The organism is Dokdonella sp., assembly GCF_035511235.1.
Taxonomy (GTDB): domain Bacteria; phylum Pseudomonadota; class Gammaproteobacteria; order Xanthomonadales; family Rhodanobacteraceae; genus Dokdonella.
On sequence record NZ_DATKFQ010000004.1, the window covers coordinates 13,186 to 32,383 of the forward strand.

The 19,198-nt window shown below is 69.5% G+C and carries 16 protein-coding genes and 1 tRNA gene; 5 read left to right on the forward strand and 12 right to left on the reverse strand.

Translation table 11 applies throughout. From position 1 onward, the window contains the following. Positions 1 to 17 precede the first annotated feature (17 nt). From argC to VMR06_RS01485, 8 genes are read right to left on the reverse strand one after another with little or no spacing between them, the layout of a single operon-like run. Positions 18 to 968 (reverse strand): N-acetyl-gamma-glutamyl-phosphate reductase, encoded by a 951-nt coding sequence (gene argC / locus VMR06_RS01450; RefSeq protein WP_325372239.1) that lies wholly within the window; start codon positions 966 to 968, stop codon positions 18 to 20. Beyond that, positions 965 to 1,561, reverse strand: a complete 597-nt coding sequence (locus VMR06_RS01455) for a GNAT family protein (protein WP_325372241.1) — start codon at positions 1,559 to 1,561, stop codon at positions 965 to 967. Before VMR06_RS01455 ends, argC begins: the two co-directional genes overlap by 4 nt. A 3-nt stretch (positions 1,562 to 1,564) precedes the next feature. Beyond that, entirely contained in the window at positions 1,565 to 2,881 is a 1,317-nt protein-coding gene (locus VMR06_RS01460; protein ID WP_325372243.1) for an acetylglutamate kinase, read from the reverse strand. Continuing rightward, on the reverse strand, positions 2,868 to 3,968 hold the full coding sequence (locus tag VMR06_RS01465) for an acetylornithine deacetylase (RefSeq protein ID WP_325372245.1): 1,101 nt from the start codon (positions 3,966 to 3,968) through the stop codon (positions 2,868 to 2,870). Before VMR06_RS01465 ends, VMR06_RS01460 begins: the two co-directional genes overlap by 14 nt. A 42-nt stretch (positions 3,969 to 4,010) precedes the next feature. Further along, positions 4,011 to 5,213 (reverse strand): argininosuccinate synthase, encoded by a 1,203-nt coding sequence (locus VMR06_RS01470; protein WP_325372247.1) that lies wholly within the window; start codon positions 5,211 to 5,213, stop codon positions 4,011 to 4,013. Between the two features lie 23 nt (positions 5,214 to 5,236). Further along, on the reverse strand, positions 5,237 to 5,704 hold the full coding sequence (locus VMR06_RS01475) for an OsmC family protein (protein ID WP_325372249.1): 468 nt from the start codon (positions 5,702 to 5,704) through the stop codon (positions 5,237 to 5,239). Next, complete coding sequence (locus VMR06_RS01480; protein ID WP_325372251.1) at positions 5,701 to 6,324, reverse strand: FMN-binding negative transcriptional regulator; 624 nt, start codon at positions 6,322 to 6,324, stop codon at positions 5,701 to 5,703. The genes VMR06_RS01475 and VMR06_RS01480 overlap by 4 nt, the downstream gene beginning before the upstream one ends. A gap of 6 nt (positions 6,325 to 6,330) precedes the next feature. Then, on the reverse strand, positions 6,331 to 7,341 hold the full coding sequence (locus VMR06_RS01485; protein WP_325372253.1) for an N-acetylornithine carbamoyltransferase: 1,011 nt from the start codon (positions 7,339 to 7,341) through the stop codon (positions 6,331 to 6,333). Between the two features lie 398 nt (positions 7,342 to 7,739). On the opposite strand from VMR06_RS01485, the gene VMR06_RS01490 reads away from it, so the two are divergent. Both VMR06_RS01490 and VMR06_RS01495 read left to right on the forward strand, forming a co-directional pair. After that, positions 7,740 to 7,815 (forward strand) — tRNA-Ala (locus VMR06_RS01490). Between the two features lie 150 nt (positions 7,816 to 7,965). Beyond that, the gene (locus tag VMR06_RS01495) at positions 7,966 to 8,799 is read left to right on the forward strand and encodes a trypsin-like serine protease (protein WP_325372255.1); all 834 of its coding nucleotides are present in this window, start codon (positions 7,966 to 7,968) and stop codon (positions 8,797 to 8,799) included. Between the two features lie 55 nt (positions 8,800 to 8,854). Here the strand turns inward: VMR06_RS01495 and VMR06_RS01500 are convergent, their stop codons facing one another. Continuing rightward, positions 8,855 to 8,995, reverse strand: a complete 141-nt coding sequence (locus VMR06_RS01500) for a hypothetical protein (protein ID WP_325372257.1) — start codon at positions 8,993 to 8,995, stop codon at positions 8,855 to 8,857. Between the two features lie 173 nt (positions 8,996 to 9,168). On the opposite strand from VMR06_RS01500, the gene VMR06_RS01505 reads away from it, so the two are divergent. After that, complete coding sequence (locus VMR06_RS01505; protein ID WP_325372259.1) at positions 9,169 to 9,756, forward strand: ECF-type sigma factor; 588 nt, start codon at positions 9,169 to 9,171, stop codon at positions 9,754 to 9,756. Then, a complete protein-coding gene (locus VMR06_RS01510; protein WP_325372261.1) occupies positions 9,743 to 12,202 on the forward strand; it encodes a serine/threonine-protein kinase in 2,460 nt (819 codons plus the stop codon). The genes VMR06_RS01505 and VMR06_RS01510 overlap by 14 nt, the downstream gene beginning before the upstream one ends. A gap of 11 nt (positions 12,203 to 12,213) precedes the next feature. On the opposite strand, the gene VMR06_RS01515 is transcribed toward VMR06_RS01510, so the two are convergent. The 3 genes from VMR06_RS01515 to VMR06_RS01525 all read right to left on the reverse strand — a co-directional run bounded on the left by VMR06_RS01515 (position 12,214) and on the right by VMR06_RS01525 (position 16,424). Next, the gene (locus tag VMR06_RS01515) at positions 12,214 to 12,783 is read right to left on the reverse strand and encodes a hypothetical protein (RefSeq protein ID WP_325372263.1); all 570 of its coding nucleotides are present in this window, start codon (positions 12,781 to 12,783) and stop codon (positions 12,214 to 12,216) included. Positions 12,784 to 13,484: 701 nt separating this feature from the next. Beyond that, a complete protein-coding gene (locus VMR06_RS01520; protein ID WP_325372265.1) occupies positions 13,485 to 14,978 on the reverse strand; it encodes a hypothetical protein in 1,494 nt (497 codons plus the stop codon). A gap of 330 nt (positions 14,979 to 15,308) precedes the next feature. Further along, positions 15,309 to 16,424, reverse strand: a complete 1,116-nt coding sequence (locus tag VMR06_RS01525) for a helix-turn-helix domain-containing protein (RefSeq protein ID WP_325372267.1) — start codon at positions 16,422 to 16,424, stop codon at positions 15,309 to 15,311. A gap of 279 nt (positions 16,425 to 16,703) precedes the next feature. Between VMR06_RS01525 and VMR06_RS01530 the strand changes: the two genes are divergently transcribed. After that, positions 16,704 to 19,145 (forward strand): ADOP family duplicated permease, encoded by a 2,442-nt coding sequence (locus VMR06_RS01530; RefSeq protein ID WP_325372269.1) that lies wholly within the window; start codon positions 16,704 to 16,706, stop codon positions 19,143 to 19,145. Positions 19,146 to 19,198: the final 53 nt, after the last annotated feature.

The window sequence follows — 19,198 nt, forward strand, 5'->3', positions numbered from 1 at the left end:
TGCCGCGGCGCCGCCGTTCAACGCACGATGCCTTCGAACTCGTCGAGGCCCAGCGCCTGGTTGAGGTTCTGCAGCGCCTGAGTCGCGGCGCCCTTGAGCAGGTTGTCGAGCGTGGCGACGACGACGACGCGGCGCCCGCCCGGCGCGACCGCGAAGCCGCCGATCTCGACCTCGTGCCGATGCGCGATCGCGCTGACCCACGGCGCCTCGTCGACAACGCGCAGCAGCGGTTCGCCGGCATAGCGCTCGAGGTAGCGCGCGCGGACCGCATCGCGCGTCATCGCCTCGCGCAGCCACAGGTTGACCGTCATCGTGATGCCGCGGAAATGCGGCGCGACATGCGGCATGAACTCCACCGGCACGCCGAGCTGGCGCGACACCTCGCGCTCGTGGACGTGGTCGACCAGCGCGTACGGCATCAGATTGTCGCGCAGCTTGTCCGGGTCGTTGCGGTCCGACGGCGTCGTGCCGGCCCCCGAGTAGCCCGACACGCCGAAGCACTGCGGCGGCCCGGCGAGCTCTTCGAGCAGCGGCGCGATCGCCAGCTGCATCGCGGTGGCGTAGCAGCCCGGATTGGCGATGCGGCGCTCGCCGCGGTAGCGCGCGCGCGTCAGCTCCGGCAGGCCGTAGTACCAGCTCGAATCGAAGCGATGATCGGCCGACAGGTCGACGATCAGCGTCTGCGGCGCCGCGGCGTCGATCGCCGCGACCAGTTCGCCGGACTTGCCGTTCGGCAGCGCCAGCACGACCGCGTCGGCGCGCTTGGCGGCGACGGCCTCGTGATCGAGCCGTTCGTAGCACAGCGCGCCGCGGTAGGCGCCAACGTGGTCGGCGACCGGCTGGCCGGCGAGCTCGCGCGAGGACACGAAGGCCAGCTGCAGATGCCGATGGCCGGCGATCAACGCAATCAGCTCCGCGCCGGTGTGGCCGCGCGCGCCGACGATGCCGACGCTGTGGATCGAAGTCATACGGAACGCTCCAGCCGGAATATCAGATGGCGGCGCACGGCCGGCCATTCCGGTTCGATGATCGAGAATACGACGGTATCGCGCAGGCTGCCGTCGGCCAGCGTCTGATGGCTGCGCAGCACGCCCTCCTGCCTGGCGCCGAGCCGCGCGATCGCCTCGCGCGAGCGGTGGTTGAACCAGTGCGTGCGGAACTCGACGCGCACGCAGCCGAGCGCCTCGAACGCATGCCGCAGCAGCAGGAGCTTGGCTTCGGTGTTGACTGCCGTGCGCTGCACGCGCGCGGCATACCAGGTGTAGCCGATCTCGAGCCGGCGGTGGTGGCCGTCGGCGTTGCAGATCGCGGTATGGCCGACGACCGTGCCGTCGCCGCGCAGGCGCACCGCGAACGGCAGTGCCGTGCGCTGCGCCTGCTGCTCGACGAAGCCGGCGACATAGGCCGCCATCTCGCCCGGCGCCGGCACGCTGGTATACCAGAGCCGGTGCAGCTCGCCGTCGGCGGCCGCCGCCGCGAGCGCCTCGGCGTGGCCGGCCTGCAGCGGCTCGAGCACGACATGCTCGCCCTCGAGCATGACCGGCGTCAGGAATCCGTCCATCGCTCAGCCTTCCAGCGTCGGCGGGCGCGTCGCGCAATGCGCGACGCAGCGCTGGATCGTCTCGAAGTCCGGCAGGCCGTACCAGAACACCTTCCAGCGCTCCTGCTTGAAGCAGCCGTCGGACTCGGCGTAGTAGAAGTGATTGACCAGATTGCCGTGGCGCGAGCGCCAGAACAGGCGCGGGTTCTCCTCGCGCATGACCTGCCAGACCGCACGGCCCAGGCCCTCGCCCTGTGCGTCGTCGAGCACGGCGAACTTGTCCAGATATGCGATGCCGTCCTCTTCGGTCAGGATCAGCGCGGTGCGGTAGTTCTCGCTGACGTAGGCGCGGAACAGACGCGTGCGCTCGAAGTAGTCGGCGACCAGGGTGCGGCCGAAGCTCGATTCGATCAGCTCGCGCAGGCGCGGCAGATCCAGCTCGCTCCACGCCGTCACGCGCAGCACGCGCTCGCCGCGCCGGACCAGGGTGCCCGAGCCCTTGTGCGTGAACAGCTCCTTGGCGAGCTCGGCCGGCTTGGTGATCGATACCGAGCTGGTCAGCGGCAGGGTGTCGAGCAGGTCCTTGATCTGCTCGATCTTCACGCGCATGCCGCCGTTGATCCAGGGCTGCGCGATCAGGTGGTCGTATTCGGTCGACAGGTTGATCGAATCGATCAGGTTGCCATCGGCATCGAGCAGGCCGCCGGTGCCGGTCAGAAAGATGATCTTGTACGGCTGCAGCACCTGCACCAGTTCGTTGGCGGCGAAGTCGGCATTGACGTTGAGGATCTGGCCGCCGGCGGTCTCGCCCATGCTGGCGATGACCGGGATCGAACCGGCGTGCAGGCTGGCCTCGATCGGCGCCAGATTGACGCCGGTGACGCGCCCGACCAGGCCGAGCCGGGCCTCGTCCAGGTACTCGGCCTCGAACACGCCCGAGGTGATCGAGGTCGCGCGCGCGTCGGTCTGCTGCAGCGCCTCGACCAGCTTGAGGTTCTGCGCCTGGAACACGCGGCGCACGATCGCCAGCGCCTGCGGCGAGGTCACGCGCAGGCCGTCGACGGTGCGCTTCTCGATGCCGGCCGCGGCCAGCTCTTCGTCGAGCTGCGGTCCGGCGCCGTGCACCACGATCGGCGTCAGGCCGACCTGCTGCAGGAACGCCAGCGACGAGGTCAGCGCGTCCAGATCGTCGCGCAGCACCGCACCGCCGACCTTGACCACGGCGAAGCGCTTGGCATCCATCTGCGAGAAGCGTTTGAGGTACTGGCTGATCTCCTTCGCGCTGGCCATGCTCGAGAGCAGGCGCACGATGGTCTGCCGGGTCTGCTTATGCGCGTGCATCGTCGATGATTCCATGTACGGTCGTGGCGTAGCGGGCGAGCTGGTCGAGCGCGACCCACTCGTCGGCGGTATGGGCCTGGGCGATGTCGCCGGGGCCGTAGACCAGGGCGGTATAGCCGGCCTGAGAGAACAGCGAGGCCTCGGTCCAGAAGTCGACCGCGTTGCCGATCGGCAGGCCGAGCGCGTCGGCGACGTCGCGCGCGGCGAGTCGGCGCGTCTCGGCGTCGGCGATCGCGCCCGACGGCAGACTCGGGCCGCGGAAGGTCTCCTCGAAATGCGCCGGCGCCGGATCGGCCAGATCGCGGAACGTCGCCAGCAGCGCGTCGACGTCGGTCGACGGCAGCGGCCGGAAGCCGAAGCGCAGCTCGGCCGCCGGCGCGATCATATTGGCCTTGATGCCGCCCTCGATGCGGCCGACGTTGAAGCGCAGGCCGGTCAGGCCGCCGAAGCGCTGGTGCGCGAGTGAATCGACGTGCGCCAGCGCACGCGCGCCCCAGGCGATCGCCTGATGCAGCGCGCTGTCGCGGGCCGACTGCCGGCCGGACGCATGCCCGGCGCGGCCGGCGAAGCGCATCAGCACCGAGCTGATGCCGCGGTGCGCAAGCACGGCCTCCGCGCCGGTCGGCTCGGCGACCAGCACGGCCTCGTACGGCAGCGCGCGCGCGAGAAACGCCGCGATGCAGCGCGGATCGTTGGCCTCCTCGTCCGACGTGAACAGGAACGCCGCGTCGCCGTCGCTGGCGGCGGCCGCCGCGACCAGAGCAGCCGCCGCGCCCTTGATGTCGCAGGCGCCGAGCCCGACCGCGCGCGATGCGTCCACGCGCAACTCGAACGGACTGGCCGACCAGTGCGGCGAATCGGGCACGGTATCCAGGTGCACGTTGAACAGCAGCCGCGGCCGGCCGCGCTTCGCGTACAGGCTGACCGCGCCGGCGCCGTGATCGATCACCTCGCAGTCGAAGCCTGGCAGCTGCTCGCGCAGGTAGGCGAAGATGCCGCCGCCGTCGATCGCGCGCGGCGGATTGCGCGTGTCGAACGCGACCAGCGCCCGCAGATGCCGCAGCGTGGCGTCGAGCAGCGCGGTCATGCCGGCTGCCTCATCGCGCCATCGCGGCTGCGCGAGACTCGATCAACGCTCGACATGGCGGTTGACCTCGGCCCACAGCGTCGAGCTCATGCCGAACAGCTTGATGAAGCCCTCGGCCTCCTCGACGCCCCAGTCGGCCGACTGCGCATAGGTGGCACCCTTCGCGTTGAGAATGTGCGGCGAGGTCACCGCAACGGCCTGCACGCTGCCGCCGTGCGTCTCGAGCACGACCTCGCCGTTGACGCAGCGCTGGCTCGAGGCGAGGAAGGCTTCCAGATCGGCCTTCAGCGGATCGTGGAAGAAGCCCTCGTAGACCAGCTCCACCCACTGCCGTGCGACGGCCGGCTTGAAGCGGTTCTGCGCCTTGGACAGCACGGCCTCCTCGAGCGCGCGATGCGCGGTCAGCAGCGAGATCAGGCCGGGCGCCTCGAAGATGATGCGGCCCTTGAGGCCGATCGTGGTGTCGCCGGTATAGAGGCCGCGGCCGACGCCGTACGGCGCGAACGCGCGGTTCAGTCGAGCCAGCAGCTGATGGCCCGGCACGCGCTCGCCGTCGATCGACACCGCCTCGCCCGCCTCGAAAGCGATCCGCACGCGCAACGGCGCCGCCGGCCATTCGGCGCGCGGCGCGCACCAGCCGCGCGCGCCCTCGCCCGGCGCCTCCCAGCGGTCGATCTCGCCGCCGGACATCGTCACGCCGAGCAGGTTCTCGTTGATCGTGTAGGCCTTCTGCTTGGCGCGCACGCCGAAGCCGCGCTCTTCCAGGTAGGCCTGCTCGTAGGCGCGCGTCTGCGTGTGCTGCTTCTGAATCTCGCGGATCGGCGCGACGATCACGTAGTCGCCGAGCGCCTTGACCGCCAGGTCGAAGCGCACCTGGTCGTTGCCCATGCCGGTGCAGCCGTGCGCGACATGGCGCGTGCCGAGTTCCTCGGCGCGGCGCAGCGCCGCCTCGACGATCAGATAGCGGTCCGAGACCAGCAGCGGGTACTGGCCCTGGTAGCCCTCGCCGGCGCGCACGAACGGCTTGACGAAGCCCGCCCAGATCGCCGGACCGCCATCGACGGTGACGTGCGAGGCCACGCCGAGCTCGGCTGCGCGCGCCTCGATGAACGCGCGCTCCTCCGCGTCGACGCCGCCGGTGTCGGCGAACACGGTGTGCACGGCATAGCCGCGCTCCTTCAGATACGGCACGCAGAAGCTGGTATCGAGTCCGCCGGAGAACGCGAGGACGATGTCTTGGCTCATGGGAAAGGTCTCTGGGAAAAGGATCAGACGGATTCGGTGACGATCTCGGGCTCGCAGCACACCGGAAAGTTGACCGAGCGCGCGATGAAGCAGGCGTGGTGCGCTTCCTCGTGCAGCGCGGCGGCCAGTGCCGGATCGCCGGCCGCGATGACGACGCGCGGGCGCAGCAGCACGTCGGTGAAGCGGCCACCGTCGGCGTCGCTGGCCATCGTGCCCTCGGCGCGATCGGTATAGGCCGTCACGACGATGCCGGCGACCGCGGCCAGGTGCAGATACCAGAGCATGTGGCAGCTCGACAGCGCGGCGACCAGCAGATCCTCCGGGTTGTGCCGTGCCGGATCGCCGAGGAAGGCCGGATCGGACGAGCCGGCGATCGCCGGCTTGCCGTCGATGCGGATCTCGTGCTCGCGGCCGTAGCCGCGATAGCCGCGCGTGCCCTCGCCGCGATTGCCGGTCCAGACCACCTCGAGCGCGTAGCGATGCAGACTCATGTGCGGCTCTCCTCGATGCGCGCCATCCAGGCCGCGAGCTCGGCGTCGCCGGCGCGATCGCGTCGGCGCAGGCCCTCGACGACGCCGAGGCGATTGGCCGGCGGATGGTTCTGACTGAGCTTGAACTTGGCCTCGATGCGCTCGATCGCGATCTCGACGCCGGTGATCGCGCCGAGCAGGCGCTCGGTATGGTCGGCCGGCGCGTCGTCGATCGACCACGGCTGCGGCTGGCCGGCCTCGTGCCAGTCGGTCAGCTCGGTCAGCAATGCCCGCAGCCAGCGCGGATCGGCCGTCGTGCGCAGCCGTCCGTGCACGTGGACGACCGCGTAGTTCCAGGTCGGCACCTCGCGGCCGGTCTCGTGCTTGCTCGGATACCAACTCGGGCTGACGTAGGCCTGCGGGCCCTGGAACACCGCCACGACGGCCGCATCGTCGCGCTGCGCGAGCGGATTGGCGCGCGCGACGTGGCCGCGCAGCACCTCGCCGCTGCGCAGCAGCGGCACGTGGTCGACCGCGAAGCCCTGCCCGTCCGCGACCGTCAACGCCGCCAGCGGATAGGCCCGCAGCAGATCGTCGATGCGCTCGCTCCGCGTCTCGCGGAAGGCGGCCGGCTGGTACATGGCCGCTCAGCCCTGCGCCGCCAGCGTGGCCATGATCGCCTTCTGCACGTGCAGGCGGTTCTCGGCCTCGTCGATCGCGATGCAGGCCGGCGAGTCCATGACCGCATCGGTGGCCTTGACATTGCGGCGCAGCGGCAGGCAGTGGCTGAACAGGCCGTTGTGGGTCAGCGCCATCTTCGCCTCGTCGACGATGAAGTGCTTGCTGGCCTCGCGCACCTGGCGCTCCTCGTCCCAGCGGCCGAAGAACGGCAGCGCGCCCCAGCTCTTGGCATAGACGACGTCGGCGCCGCGATACGCGCTCTGGATGTCGTGGCTGACCGTCAGCCGGCCGCCGCTCTCGGCGACGTTCTGCCGCGCGAAGTCCATGTAGCGCGGGTCGAGCAGGTAGTCCTCGTTCGGGCACAGCAGCGTCACGTCCATGCCGAAGCGCGTCGCGATCAGCAGCGCCGAGTTGGCGACCGCGGTATTGAGCGGCTTGGGATGGTAGGTCCAGGTCAGCACGTACTTGCGGCCGCTCAGATCCGGGCCGAGGTGCTCCTTGAGCGCCATCACGTGCGCCAGCTCCTGGCACGGATGCGTGATCGTCTCCATGTTGATGACCGGCACCGTCGCATGCCGCGCGAACGCGTGGATCACGCGGTCCTCGCGGTCGACCGACCAGTCCTGGAACTTCGGGAACGCGCGCACCGCGATCAGGTCCACGTAGCGGCTCAGCACGCGCGCGACCTCGGCGATGTGCTCCTCGGTCTCCCCGTCCATGACCGTGCCGACCTCGAACTCGATCGGCCAGGCGTCCTTGCCGGGCGACAGTACGATCGCCTTGCCGCCGAGCTGGTGCGCGCCGAGCTCGAAGCTGGTGCGCGTGCGCATCGACGGATTGAAGAACAGCAGCGCGATCGACTTGCCGTCGAGCTCACGGCCCTGACGGGTCCGCTTGAAGGCCGCGGCCTGCGCGAGCAGCGCGTCGAGCTCGCTGCGGCTCCAGTCCTGGGTGGTCAGAAAGTGGCGAAGCGTCATCGGCGATCCCTATGGCAGGCGGTACGGCGGACGGAAACGAACGAAAAAACCCGGCACGAGGCCGGGTTCTGGTCGAGACTCAACAACAGCGGTCGACAGCCTACCCGGCGCGGATGTCCGTTTCGTTTCGGCGCGCGCGCGAGGTCATGCCCGACGCCATGCGGGCGCTGGACTGGTGACCGGTGCTGGAAGCAAGCTCGCAGACGCGCACGCAAGGACTCGGCAGGCGATGGAACGGGAATGGCGCGCACCGTAGCGGGAAATTCGCTGCGCCGCAATAGCGACCGGGTCCGCCGCTCGCGCGGCACCCCCTCGCCCCTCTTGGCGCCACCGGCGCGTCCGGCTATCATGCGCGCCCCGCACGGACCCGCGCAGGCGGTTCCGTACACGGCAACACCGGGGCGGTAGCTCAGCTGGGAGAGCGTCGCGTTCGCAATGCGAAGGTCGGGAGTTCGATCCTCCTCCGCTCCACCATTTGCCAGGTCCAAGGCAGTCCAACATAGGCCGGAATTCAGCTTAAAACACTGGATTTCGGCCTTTTTATTGTCCGACGCAGTAAGAAGGCAGACGGCGCAAAGGCGAATCGCTGGCCGGCCACTCCAAGAGAGACTCGAGAACCGAACCATGCTCCGCTTCCTGCTGTTCGCACTGCTTGCCGCGCCCCTCACCGCGGGCGCAATCGTTATCCGCGATGACGTCGACGACGCGAAGTACCGCGTTCCGGCGTCGGAGTTCCCGGCGCTGGTCGACCTGCCCGGCGAAGGGCACGGCGCGCTGATCGCGCCTCAGTGGATCGTCACCGCGGGGCACGCCGTTACGTGGCAGACCCAGATCAAGCAGGTGACGCTCAATGGAATCCCCCGGAACGTCGAGCGCCTCGTAGTCCATCCTGGCTACAAGAAGCCGTCGCAGCAGCTGTTCGACCAGGCGCTGGCGACCTGGGACTGGACCTTATTCAGGGTGCTGCTCTCGTCCTCGGACGACATCGCCCTGCTCAAGCTGGCGCAACCCGTCACCGACGTCACGCCCGTTGTGATCAACGAAGACGTCGATGAGTTCGGCCAGGTCGTCAAGGTGCTGGGGGCGGGTGCCACGGGCAACGGCGTCACCGGCTATGAGTTCAGTGATTCGCACCGCACTTCCCTTCGCCGCGCGTTCAACAAGGTCACCAGCGCCGACGGTCGCTGGCTCTGCTACACCTTTGACCGGCCAGCGCAGGCGCTGCCGCTCGAGGGCGGCTCGGGAAGTGGCGACAGCGGCGGGCCCGTCCTGATCCAGACCGGAAACGACTGGCGCCTGGCCGGACTGACGTCATGGTCGGACCCCCAGAGCACCAACAGGACACCGGGGCGGTATGGCCAGATCACCTGCAACGTCCATCTGCGCCATTACCAGGATTGGATCAAGGGCGTGATCGCCGGCGAACCGCAAACGAGTGTGCGCCCAGGGTCGCCTTGATCCAGGGTTGATGCCTGGATTGCATCGATGAGGCCGCTCGGGCGCACGCCTGCGATCACTTGCTTCGGTTCGAAAGGTTCTCGTTGATCCACGACGCGACGTCAGTCGTTGGAATGGCGTTGCGCTGATTGAAAGAATCGCTTTTGTCCCATGCGACGCCGCGGCCCTGGGCAAAAGCGGCGCGATACTTGCGCATCATGCTCTCCGGGTCACGTGCCGCTTCGTCCGGTAAGTACTGCTGGCTCCACTTCTTTTTCGGCGAGCACGATCGCCCGCCCGACGGCCGCGGCTCCGGCTCGCCCTGGCTCCAGACGTGCCGACGTCCGAACGGACCTGCGAGCGCTGCCGCACCTGTGCGAGACTTCGGCCATGAGCGCTGGGACAGCCCCCGACGTCAGCGTCGAACCACCGGAAACGCCCACTGCGCCGTTCGATGCGCTCGTGGCCGTGCTCTATGCCGATCTGCGCGGTATCGCCCGACGCGAACGCTTTCGCGCCCGCGCAGGCGCCACGCTGTGCACCACGGCGCTGGTCAACGAGGCGTGGCTGAAGCTGCGGCGCTCGCGCGGCTGGAACGACCGGCAGCATTTTCTTGCCACGGCGGCGCGGGCGATGCGGCAGGTTCTGGTCAACGACGTGCTCGCGCGGCGATCGGCCAAGCGCAATCACGGCGTGGACGTCGTCGGGCTGCACGAAGGAATGGATGCGGCCGACGCGGATGACCAGCAGATATTGATGGTGAACGAGGCGGTGCAGCGCCTGGCGGCGCTGAGTCCGCGGCTGGCCCGGGTGGTCGACTGCCGGTTCTTTGCCGGCTTCAGCGAGAACGAGACCGCCGATGCACTCGGCATCACCGATCGCACCGTGCGCCGCGACTGGCTGAAGGCACGCGCGTGGCTGTATCGCGAGCTGGGCGAATCGGCCCCCGTGATCGAGGACGGCCGTGCATCGACCTGACGCAGCGAGACCGGACGAGGCGGCCATCCGGCGTTTCGCGCGCATCGAGGCCGTGCTCGACGAAGCACTCGACCAGCCTCCGGCGCTGCGCGCGGCCTTGGTACGGGACCGCTGCAGCGACGACGACGCCCTGTGCCGGGAGGTGATGGCGCTACTCGACGCGATGGCCGCCTCGGACGGCTATCTCGACCATCCCGCCGCGGAGGTGCTGCCGGTCGCACAAGCGGGCATGCAGCTGGGGGCCTGGACGCTGCAGCGGCCGATCGGCCGGGGCGGCAGCGGCGAGGTCTGGCTCGGCGTGCGCAACGACGGGCAGTTCGAGCAGCAGGTCGCCATCAAGCTGCTGCGCGACTGGCAGCCCGACGACATCCCCCGCTTCCTGCGCGAACAGCGCCTGCTCGCCCGTTTGGACCATCCGGGCATCGCCCGTCTGCTCGACGCGGGCAGCGCCCCCGGCGGCCGACCGTACATGGTGATGGAGTTCGTCGCAGGCGCGCCCCTGACCGAGCACGTGCGCCAGCATGCAATGGGCATCGACGCGCGACTCGCGCTGTTCCGGCAGGTGTGCGATGCCGTGGCATTTGCACATCGCCATCTGATCGTGCACCGCGACCTGAAGCCCCAGAACATCCTGGTCCGCGCCGACGGCCGCGTCGCGCTGCTCGATTTCGGTATCGCGCGGCTGATGGACGAGGCCGCCGCGGCCGACGTCGTCACGCGCGCGCAGCGCCTGACGCCGCAGTACGCGGCACCGGAACAGCTGGCCGGCGAAGCCGAAACGACATCGACCGACGTCTACGCCCTGGGCCTGCTGCTGCACGAAATGCTGGCCGGCCAGCCGCCTTGGGGGCACCTCGTGCGCCAGGGCGCGATGGCGGTACTGCAGCGCGCGACCGCAGGTCCGCCGCCGGCGCCCAGCACCCAGGCCAGAGGCGAGGATGCCGGCAGGCTGCGAGGGGATCTGGACGCGATCGTGCACAAGGCGACGCGGCCGGAGCCCGACGCGCGCTACGCCTCGGTCGAAGCCTTGCGGCAGGACATCGAGAACCACCTCTCGTTGCGACCGGTGCAGGCACGCGGCGATGCGCTGGGTTACCGCCTCCGCCGCGCGCTGCGGCGCTATTCAGTGGCGGCGAGCCTGTCGGCGCTGTTCGTTATCGGCCTGGTGGTGGCCCTGGCGGCCGTGAGCCTGGCCGAACGCGAGGCCGCACGCGAGCGCGACATCGCGCAGATGGAGGCCTCGCGCAGCAAGGCCGTGCGCGACTACCTCGCACACATGTTCCGCGATGCCAGCCAGCAGGCCCGCGCCGGCGCACCGCTGACGGCCAAGCAGGTGCTCGAGCAGGCCGCCGCGCGCGTCGATGCGGGGTTTGCAGCCGATCCTGCCGCCGCAGCCGAAGTGCTCAAGGCGCTGGGCGAACTGCATTTCTACATCGACGACTACGCCGGTGCGGCTCCGCTGCTCGAGCGCTGGCTGGCACACGAGTCGGCGATCGCCGATCCCGTGGCCGCCGCCGACGTGCGCTTCACCCTGGCCGAAACCCTGCATCGGACGGGCCGCTCGGACGAGGCCGCAGACCTGCTCGCCCAGGCGCAAGCGTTCTGGTCCACCGATGCGGCGCGTCATGCCGACGTGCTGCTGGTGAGCCGCATGCTGCAGTCGCAGCTGGAGCGCCAGCGCGGCGACGTGGCGAGCGGCATCGCCACGCTCGAAGCGGCACTGCCGCTACGCCTGCAACGCTCCGGCGCGGAGCATTTCGAGACGGCCGCGCTCTACACCAACCTCGGCGCCGCCTACATTCAGGCCGGCCGCTTCGACGAAGGCATCGCGGTATCGCAGGAGGCCATGCGCACCTGGACGGCGCTGAACATGGAGCGCGGCAACGATGCGCTCAATACGCTCAACAACCTGGCCGCCGCGTATTTCCGCCAGGGTGACATGCGGCAGGCCGAACAGGCCTTCGCCTCCGCACTCGCACTGAGGCGCGAGGGCTATGGCCCGTCGGCCGCGACCGCCGCGCTGATCGGCAACTATGCGCGGACGCTGCTGAAAAACGGCAAGCCGGAGCTGGCCGTGCCGTTGGCGAAGGAGGCCGAGGACATGGCCCGCCTCCATGCCGGCGACGGCAGCCCGCTGACGCTGTCGCTGCAGGTCACGCATGCGGAAGGACTGCTCGACCTGCGCCGCTTCGACGCCGCCTCGTCCGCGCTGGAGGCGCTCGCCGCATTGCAGCCCTCGCAGTGGCCGGTGGCGCTGCAATTGCGAGCGGACCTGCTGCGCGGCCGGCTATCGCATGCACGCGGCGACGTCGCCGCCGCACGCGCCATGCTCGAGCGCGTACGCAACGCAGCGCAGGAGCTGGGTCATGCTGCGGACCCGGTGCGCAGCGACCTGGAGGCGCTGCACGATCTCGTCGAGTCGGCACCCGCCGGCAGCGCCGGCTGACGCCGCTCGCCTCAGCGATCGCCGCCGAGCGCCTCGATCTGATCGGGACACGAGGTCTGCATACCGGCGCGCACGCGCTCGAGCAGACGCCGGTCGAGCGCGGCCACGTCGAGACCGGCGTTGCCGGCGAAGCTGCCCAGGCTGGTTCGCGCGATGACCGCGTACGAGGCGATCTTCGCGCACAGCTCGTCCTTCGCTCCGCCGGCGCGGATCTGCGCGAGCAGCGTGTCGATGTAGCGCGCGCCCACGTCGATGTAGCACAACTCGAACGCGCGGACGCTGTCCGGTGTCGGCGCGCGCCCCTCGGGCAGAGGATTGCCGGCCGCCATCGCGATCACCGACGTGCACGCCATCGTCGGGCTGCGGCCTTCGCTCGCGGCGGTGAAGGCGCGCGTGAGGTTCTTGCTGTAGCGCTGCGGCATCGCCGGCAGTCCGGACATCGAGGCAGGCGGGTCCGAAGGTGCCGAGGTCGACGGTGCGGCCGCGGGCGCGCCGCCCGTGGACGTGGCGTCGTGGCCGCAAGCGGACACCGCGAGCAGGACGGCGGTGGCGGCAACGTAGCGTACGGCGGTCGATTTCATCGGATGGATTCCTTGCAATGAGGACGGATTGACTGCGAACGATCGGGTCGAGGCCGGCGTGATGTCCTGCCGCGACATGAAGCCGGCGGCGCCCATCGGCCCGCGAGCCCGCGACCACGACGCATGTGCATCAGCCCGAACAGGAAACGCTGCCCGATCCGGACATCACCACCCCGCGGCGACGGCAATACGAATCGCGCTCCGCCTGCACGACCGGTGTCCGGACTGCGCGCCAGGCTGTCGTGAGAATGCGCCGGCATCGCCGCGCCTCGCAGGCACCCGTGGCCACCGAAACTCCGGGGCTCGATGGCAGCGCGATCTGACGGCCGCCGGTCCATGCGATGCGCCGGCCGATGTCCTCGCGCCTTCCTGGAGTTTCCGAGTCACCTCACAGGTCGATCGCCGACCGAAGCTGCGCAGCGGCAATCGCGCGGGTGCTCGACGTCATGACCTTCTCGGCTGCCGCGCCGTGGTGACGACCGGCAACGAGCGCGCAAGCGGCGGGGCGGTGTCGTGGCCAGTTGCCGCTCGAAGGGCGGGCGAAGCACGATCTCGCTCGGCGCCTGACGTGCATCCGTTTGCGCCGGTCGGCGACGGTATCGAAACCCGATCGCCGACGCAGCGCACACCGATCTATCGCCTTCTCGAAAGGCCGGCGCTGGCCGTTCGAACAACGAGGCCGATCGCTCGAGCCTCCGGCTTCATCGTCCGGCTTCGGTCGCAGCTTCGAAACCGTTCGCGAAAATGCCCTCGCGCACGAGTCGGGTCACCGAATGGTCGGAATCGGGCACCGGGAAATTGAAGTCCCACATCGCGAAGCCGGCGACGAGGATACGGTCGCGGGAATCGACCAGCATCGAGTACGGGTAGCCGTTCGGCGTGAGCGCCGAGGGATACTCGATCGAGACGGTCGAGGTCGGACCGTTGCCGGACGCGTCGAACTGCACGATCGACTGCTGCGTCGCCGGCGTGTACTCGTTCGGAACGATGCCGTTGCTGGCCATCGATACGACCAGATCGCCGTTCGCGCGGACCGCCAGATCCTGCGTCGCTCCATTCAAGGCGACATTGATGTGGGTGGCGCCATTGCTGCCGAAGCCGGCGCTGGGCGTCCCATCGGGCTGCAGCGAACCCAGCAGCACGTCGGTGATCGTATTGAAGAACTCGTCGTCGTGGTTGGCATCGCCGGCGAGGAGGATTCGGCCGTCGTCCTGCACGCGGATTGCGCGCACCGCGACCTGATCGTAGTTGACGCCCACGTCGAACGAGAACCACGCATAGCCGCCGCTGCCGAACGACGAATCGAGCGCGCCGGTGGCCGGATCGAACGCGAGGACGAAACCATCGCTGCCGGGACCCTCGCTGTTCTGCGCCGAACCGCCCACGAGGATCTTGCCGTTGCCGGCGAAGGCGGCTGCGTACGGAAAATCGTAGCCGTTGGGATGACGGTTGGGGTCGATGATCTTCGTCCCGGGCAGCGGGCCGCTGCCGTCGCCGAAACTCGCGTCGAGTGCGCCGGTGACCGCGTCGAGCTTGGCGATCGCGATCGCGCTGCTGTGGCCGGTCGGGCCGCCCGGATCGGTATCGCCGATCGCATACAGCGAGCCGTCGCGATGCAGGATGCGCGTTGCGCCGCTGTTGAAGCCGGGCTGGTTGACCGCGATCGTGGCCGTTCCGCCTTCGCCGAAGCCCGGACACGCCGTACCGTCGAACTGGATGCAGGCGACGGCGGCGATACCGAGCCCCGGCGTGTCCAGATAGTGGATGCCGGCGACGTAGAACCGGCCGTTCGCCACGATGGCGTCCTTGACCATGCTGACGCCGGTCGGCGAGAGCAGCTTGCCGCCGACGCCGAACGAGGGGTCGAGCACGCCGTCCGGATCGAGTTTGGAGATCGCGACGCGGTCGGCGTGTGCGTCGGTGCGATGGAAGCCGACCAGCCAGAAACCGCCGCCGTCCGCCGCGATCACGCGCACCGCCTCGTCCCAGGTGCCCTCATCGTCGTTGTAGTTGACGACGGTGTAGCCGCCATCGCCGAAACGCGTGTCGACGGTCAGATCAGTCCCGATCGAGATGCCGACGACGTTTCGAGGCGTGGCGGGAAGCGCCTGGGATGCCGCCGGTTGAACGAACAGCGCGATCGACGAGCCGATCGCGATCGAAATGGACGTTGCAATGCCATGAAGGCGAAACATGGATGACCTCTGCTCTTGATGGGTGCCGACGGCGGTCGACGGTCGTCGGCCAGTGTCCGGCTGCGTTTCGCTCGCGCGGCGCGCAGGTGCGCAGCCGGGAGGCGTTCTATCTCTGGTCCGTCCGACTGTAGGTGCGATGACGAAAAAGCGTCAACTCGAAAAGGCGGCTAAATGTTGCCATGGCACAAATCCGCCATCCGATCCGACCCGCTCGGTCGAAGCGGCGCGGTCCTGGGCCAGCCGCGCGGATCCGCAGCGGCCAGGACGAAGGACGATCCGCCTATGCCACGAAGAATCGACAGCGCGTTCCTTGACGCGCGCCGCGGCAGCTCAGTGCCGGTCGCGCGAGTCGCCGGCCGCCAGGGTCCGCAGCGCCGCCTGCCAGCCCGCCTGAAAGCGCGTACGTGCGTTCAACTGCTTCATCAGCGCCAGTATCCTGCGCTCGAGCGTTCGCGCCGAGATGTCCAGCTCCTGCGCGATCGACTTGTCGTTCATGCCTGCGGCCAGGAGCGAAGCCAGTCGATCCGCATCGATCGGGCGACGCGACCTCTCCGACAGCCGAACCGACACCGCGGCTATCCCGAACGGCGTTCCGCGCTCCCACAGAATCTCGAACAGCTCGCAGAGCGCGTCGAGCAGCTGCGAAGGACGCAGCATGAGGACGACGTCCCCGGCTTGCTCGAGCGTCAGGGGAATCATCGCGATCTGCCGGTCGGCGACCACCAGTTTCATCGGCAGACTGCCGAGAATGCGGACGCGGTTGCCGCTGTCCACCTCCTTGCGCAGGTCCTCGGCTCTGCCGGACAGGTCCAGTGCCGAGGCATCGACGATGGTGCGCAGGACGACACCCCGTGTCAGCGCGTGCTTCTGCGCGTCGAAATTCTCGTAGACCGGTTTCATCACGTAGGGCGGTCGTTCGAGGCAGATGACCTCCTGCCGCGCCGAACGATGCATCTGGCTGAACATGTGCAGGATCGCTTCACGCCCCGTGATGAGCTCGATCGGCTGCTCTCGCGACGAGCTGCGCCGAACCTTCGACTGCCAGTGACCGGCAATCGTCCGGGCGCGCTGCAGCTCGTTCTGCTTCCTGGCGGTGAGCAGGTCCAGGGCCACCTCGGGCGAGGTCGGCACGTAGCGCGGCGTCCGCTCGGGAAGGCAGCTGGCCATGCCTTTGGTTTCCAGAGACCGCAGGACATGGCCTGCACGCCGCGACGACCAGGACGTATCACGCGCCACGTCGGCCGCGGTGCTGCCCGGATTGGCCAGAAGAAACTCGTAGGCCTTCTGTTCTTCCAGGGAAATGCCGAACGCCAGCAGCAGGGAATCGTCGTTCATCGGTGAGTGATCGGCGGTATGGGTCAGACGAATGAACGGATTCTGCTTGCGTCGGCCGATCGGTCGAGCGATCTCGTGCCGGAACTCGGCGATGCAGCGCTGGGTGCTCATGCACCCTCCTCCGATGCCTCCATCATAGGCTCGAGGTACATGCGCACACAGCGGCAGTGCCCCGTCCTTGCCGAGCGCGCACGCAACGCCGGCGCCTGCGACCTTCGGAGCCTCGCGATCGCCGGCGTCGCGAACAACCCGGAAGCGACGAGAAACATGCAACGCCTCTGAAAAGCCATACCGCTGCCATGGACGGATCGCGTCCACGCGGGCAGCCTATGGGCCCAGCGTCAGGCTCCAGCCGATGCGCCCCTGACGACGACCCGGGACCCACGACCGATGGCCCTTCGCTACGCCCTGAGATCGCTGCAGCGCGCGCCCGCCTTCACGCTGGCGGTGGTGCTGACGCTGGCCGTCGGCGTCGCCGCGGTCGGATCGATGTTCGCGATCGTGTACGGCGTGCTGCTCGCGCCGCTGCCGTATGAACAGCCCGATCGCCTGGTCAGTCTGCGCATGCAGACGGCCGAGTCGGGCGAGATGGGCCAGCCGCCGGCGCTGCAGGTCACCTACGCCGAGCATGCGCGCACCCTCGACGGCGTCGGCTTTTACCGGACCGGCAGCAGCAATCTGTGGATCGAAGGCAGCGACAGCGGGGCCGACAGCGTCATCGCGACCTGGGTCAGCGCCTCGATGATGCCGCTGCTCGGGGTGTCTCCGTTGCTCGGCCGCTCGTTCACCGAGGAAGAGGAACTGCGCGGCGGTCCGGACGCGGCCATCCTCAGCGAGGCCGAGTGGCGCAGCCGCTTCGATGCGGCGCCTGACGTCGTCGGCAAGACCGTGATGGTCAACAGCGTCTCGCGCCAGATCGTCGGCGTGATGCCGGCGCGCTTCTCGTTCCCGACCGCCGATACGCGGATCTGGCTGCCGGCCAAGCGCAGCGCCGACGCCAGCGTCGGCGAGTTCGCGTACACCGGCGTGGCGCGCCTCGCCTCCGGTGTCGGCCTCGAGCAGGCCCGGCACGAACTGGCCGGGATCCTGCCGCGGATCGCCGAGTCGTTTCCGCGGCTCGAATCCGGCGCGCCGACGACGTCCTGGCTGGCCGATCTGCGGCCGGCGCCGATCGTCGAGCCGCTGGCCGAGTACGCCACGCGCGGGATCGCCGGCACGCTGTGGATGCTGGCGGCCGCGGCGGCTCTGGTGTGGCTCGTGGCCTGGGCCAGCGTGGCCAACCTGCTGCTGATCCGCGCCGACGTCCGCCAGCCGGAACTCGCCGTTCGCGCGGTGCTGGGCGCCGATCGCCTGCGCACCGTCCTCGCCGTCTTCGCCGAAGCCCTGGTGCTCGGAACCGCGGCCGCGGCGTTCGCGCTGCTGCTGATGGCCGGCGCGGTCCGCGCACTGGTCGCATTCGGGCCGGCCGGCATACCGCGGCTGGCCGAACTCGGCGTCGGACTGCCGGCGGTCGCGTTCGTCGCGCTGATCACGGCGATCGGGACGGTATTCGCGGCGGTCGTGCCGATGGGCCGCCTCCGGCGTGCCCAACTGGCGATCGATCTGCGCGACGGCGGACGCGGCGCGTCGACCGGCAAGTCCGGCAGCCGCTTCCGCGCGGCCGTCACCGCCCTGCAGATCGCCATCGCGCTGTCGGTCACGATCGGGGCGGCGCTGCTGATGCAGACGGCTCAGCGCCTGCATCGGGTCGATCCGGGATTCGACGCGGCACAGGTCACGACGCTACGGACCCAGCTGCCGTTCGCGCGCTACGACGAGGCGGCGGCCGTTGCGTTCTACGCACGGCTCGCCGAGCGGGTACGCGAGCTGCCGGGCATCGACGAGGCCGGCCTGGCGATGAGGCTGCCGCTCGGCAGCGGCACCATGATCGAACAGACGTTCCGGACCGGTCCCGACGGACGCACGCGCGCGCTGCCGGTCAATGTCGTCGACGACGGCTACTTCGCGGCGATGTCGATCCCCATGCTGGCGGGCCGCGGCTTCCGGCGCCTCGACCTCGAAAGCGGTACGAACCTCGTGATCAGCCGGGCGGCAGCGGCGACGCTGTTCGCGGATCCGGCGGGTACCGCCTCGGTCGGCAAGCAGCTGGCCCTGGCGGACTCCGGGCCGGTCTACACGGTCATCGGCGTGGTCGGCGACGTGCGCGACCGTGACCTCGCGCAGCCGCCGTCCGCGATGGTCTACCGCCCACTGGCGGTGGCGAGCGACGCCGCCGTCGAGCCGGCCGCGCCGCGCAACATGGCCCTTCTCGTCCGATCGAGCGCAGACGCCGCGGCGATCCTGCCGACGATCAGGCGGCTCGTGAACGAACTCGACGCGACGGTTCCGCTGTACGGCGTCGCGGCGATGAACGACGTGATCCGCGCGGCGACGGCGCGGCTCGAGCTGCTGCTGGCCTTGATGACGACGGCCGCGGCGATCGCGCTGATGCTCGGCACGCTGGGTCTCTACGGCGTCATGGCGTATACGGTGGCCTTGCGCGAGCGCGAGTTCGGCGTGCGCGGCGCGCTCGGCGCGGCCCCGCAGCGCATCGCCAGTCTGGTCCTCGCGCAGGGGTTGACGCTGACCGCGACCGGCGTCGCCGGCGGCTTCCTTCTGTACGCGCTGACGGCGCCGTTCCTGCGGGCGTTTCTTTTCGAGATCGAGCCGGGCGACCCGGCGACGCTGGCCGCGGCGACGCTCGTGCTGATCGGCGCGGCGGCGCTCGCGAGCTGGCTGCCCGCCCGGCGAGCCGCGCGCATCGATCCGCTGCGCGCGCTGCAGGCGCGATAGACGACCGCCGACCGGCTCTGCGAACGGGCCGGCGCCCCTTCCCCACGGCTTCG

What these genes read in the sequence shown, in the direction of transcription:
- argC (WP_325372239.1), bottom strand. Translation starts at nt 968, where the DNA reads ATGACTTCGATCCACAGCGTCGGCATCGTCGGCGCGCGCGGCCACACC.
- VMR06_RS01455 (WP_325372241.1), bottom strand. Translation starts at nt 1,561, where the DNA reads ATGGACGGATTCCTGACGCCGGTCATGCTCGAGGGCGAGCATGTCGTG.
- VMR06_RS01460 (WP_325372243.1), bottom strand. Translation starts at nt 2,881, where the DNA reads ATGCACGCGCATAAGCAGACCCGGCAGACCATCGTGCGCCTGCTCTCG.
- VMR06_RS01465 (WP_325372245.1), bottom strand. Translation starts at nt 3,968, where the DNA reads ATGACCGCGCTGCTCGACGCCACGCTGCGGCATCTGCGGGCGCTGGTC.
- VMR06_RS01470 (WP_325372247.1), bottom strand. Translation starts at nt 5,213, where the DNA reads ATGAGCCAAGACATCGTCCTCGCGTTCTCCGGCGGACTCGATACCAGC.
- VMR06_RS01475 (WP_325372249.1), bottom strand. Translation starts at nt 5,704, where the DNA reads ATGAGTCTGCATCGCTACGCGCTCGAGGTGGTCTGGACCGGCAATCGC.
- VMR06_RS01480 (WP_325372251.1), bottom strand. Translation starts at nt 6,324, where the DNA reads ATGTACCAGCCGGCCGCCTTCCGCGAGACGCGGAGCGAGCGCATCGAC.
- VMR06_RS01485 (WP_325372253.1), bottom strand. Translation starts at nt 7,341, where the DNA reads ATGACGCTTCGCCACTTTCTGACCACCCAGGACTGGAGCCGCAGCGAG.
- VMR06_RS01495 (WP_325372255.1), top strand. Translation starts at nt 7,966, where the DNA reads ATGCTCCGCTTCCTGCTGTTCGCACTGCTTGCCGCGCCCCTCACCGCG.
- VMR06_RS01500 (WP_325372257.1), bottom strand. Translation starts at nt 8,995, where the DNA reads ATGCGCAAGTATCGCGCCGCTTTTGCCCAGGGCCGCGGCGTCGCATGG.
- VMR06_RS01505 (WP_325372259.1), top strand. Translation starts at nt 9,169, where the DNA reads ATGAGCGCTGGGACAGCCCCCGACGTCAGCGTCGAACCACCGGAAACG.
- VMR06_RS01515 (WP_325372263.1), bottom strand. Translation starts at nt 12,783, where the DNA reads ATGAAATCGACCGCCGTACGCTACGTTGCCGCCACCGCCGTCCTGCTC.
- VMR06_RS01520 (WP_325372265.1), bottom strand. Translation starts at nt 14,978, where the DNA reads ATGTTTCGCCTTCATGGCATTGCAACGTCCATTTCGATCGCGATCGGC.
- VMR06_RS01525 (WP_325372267.1), bottom strand. Translation starts at nt 16,424, where the DNA reads ATGAGCACCCAGCGCTGCATCGCCGAGTTCCGGCACGAGATCGCTCGA.
- VMR06_RS01530 (WP_325372269.1), top strand. Translation starts at nt 16,704, where the DNA reads ATGGCCCTTCGCTACGCCCTGAGATCGCTGCAGCGCGCGCCCGCCTTC.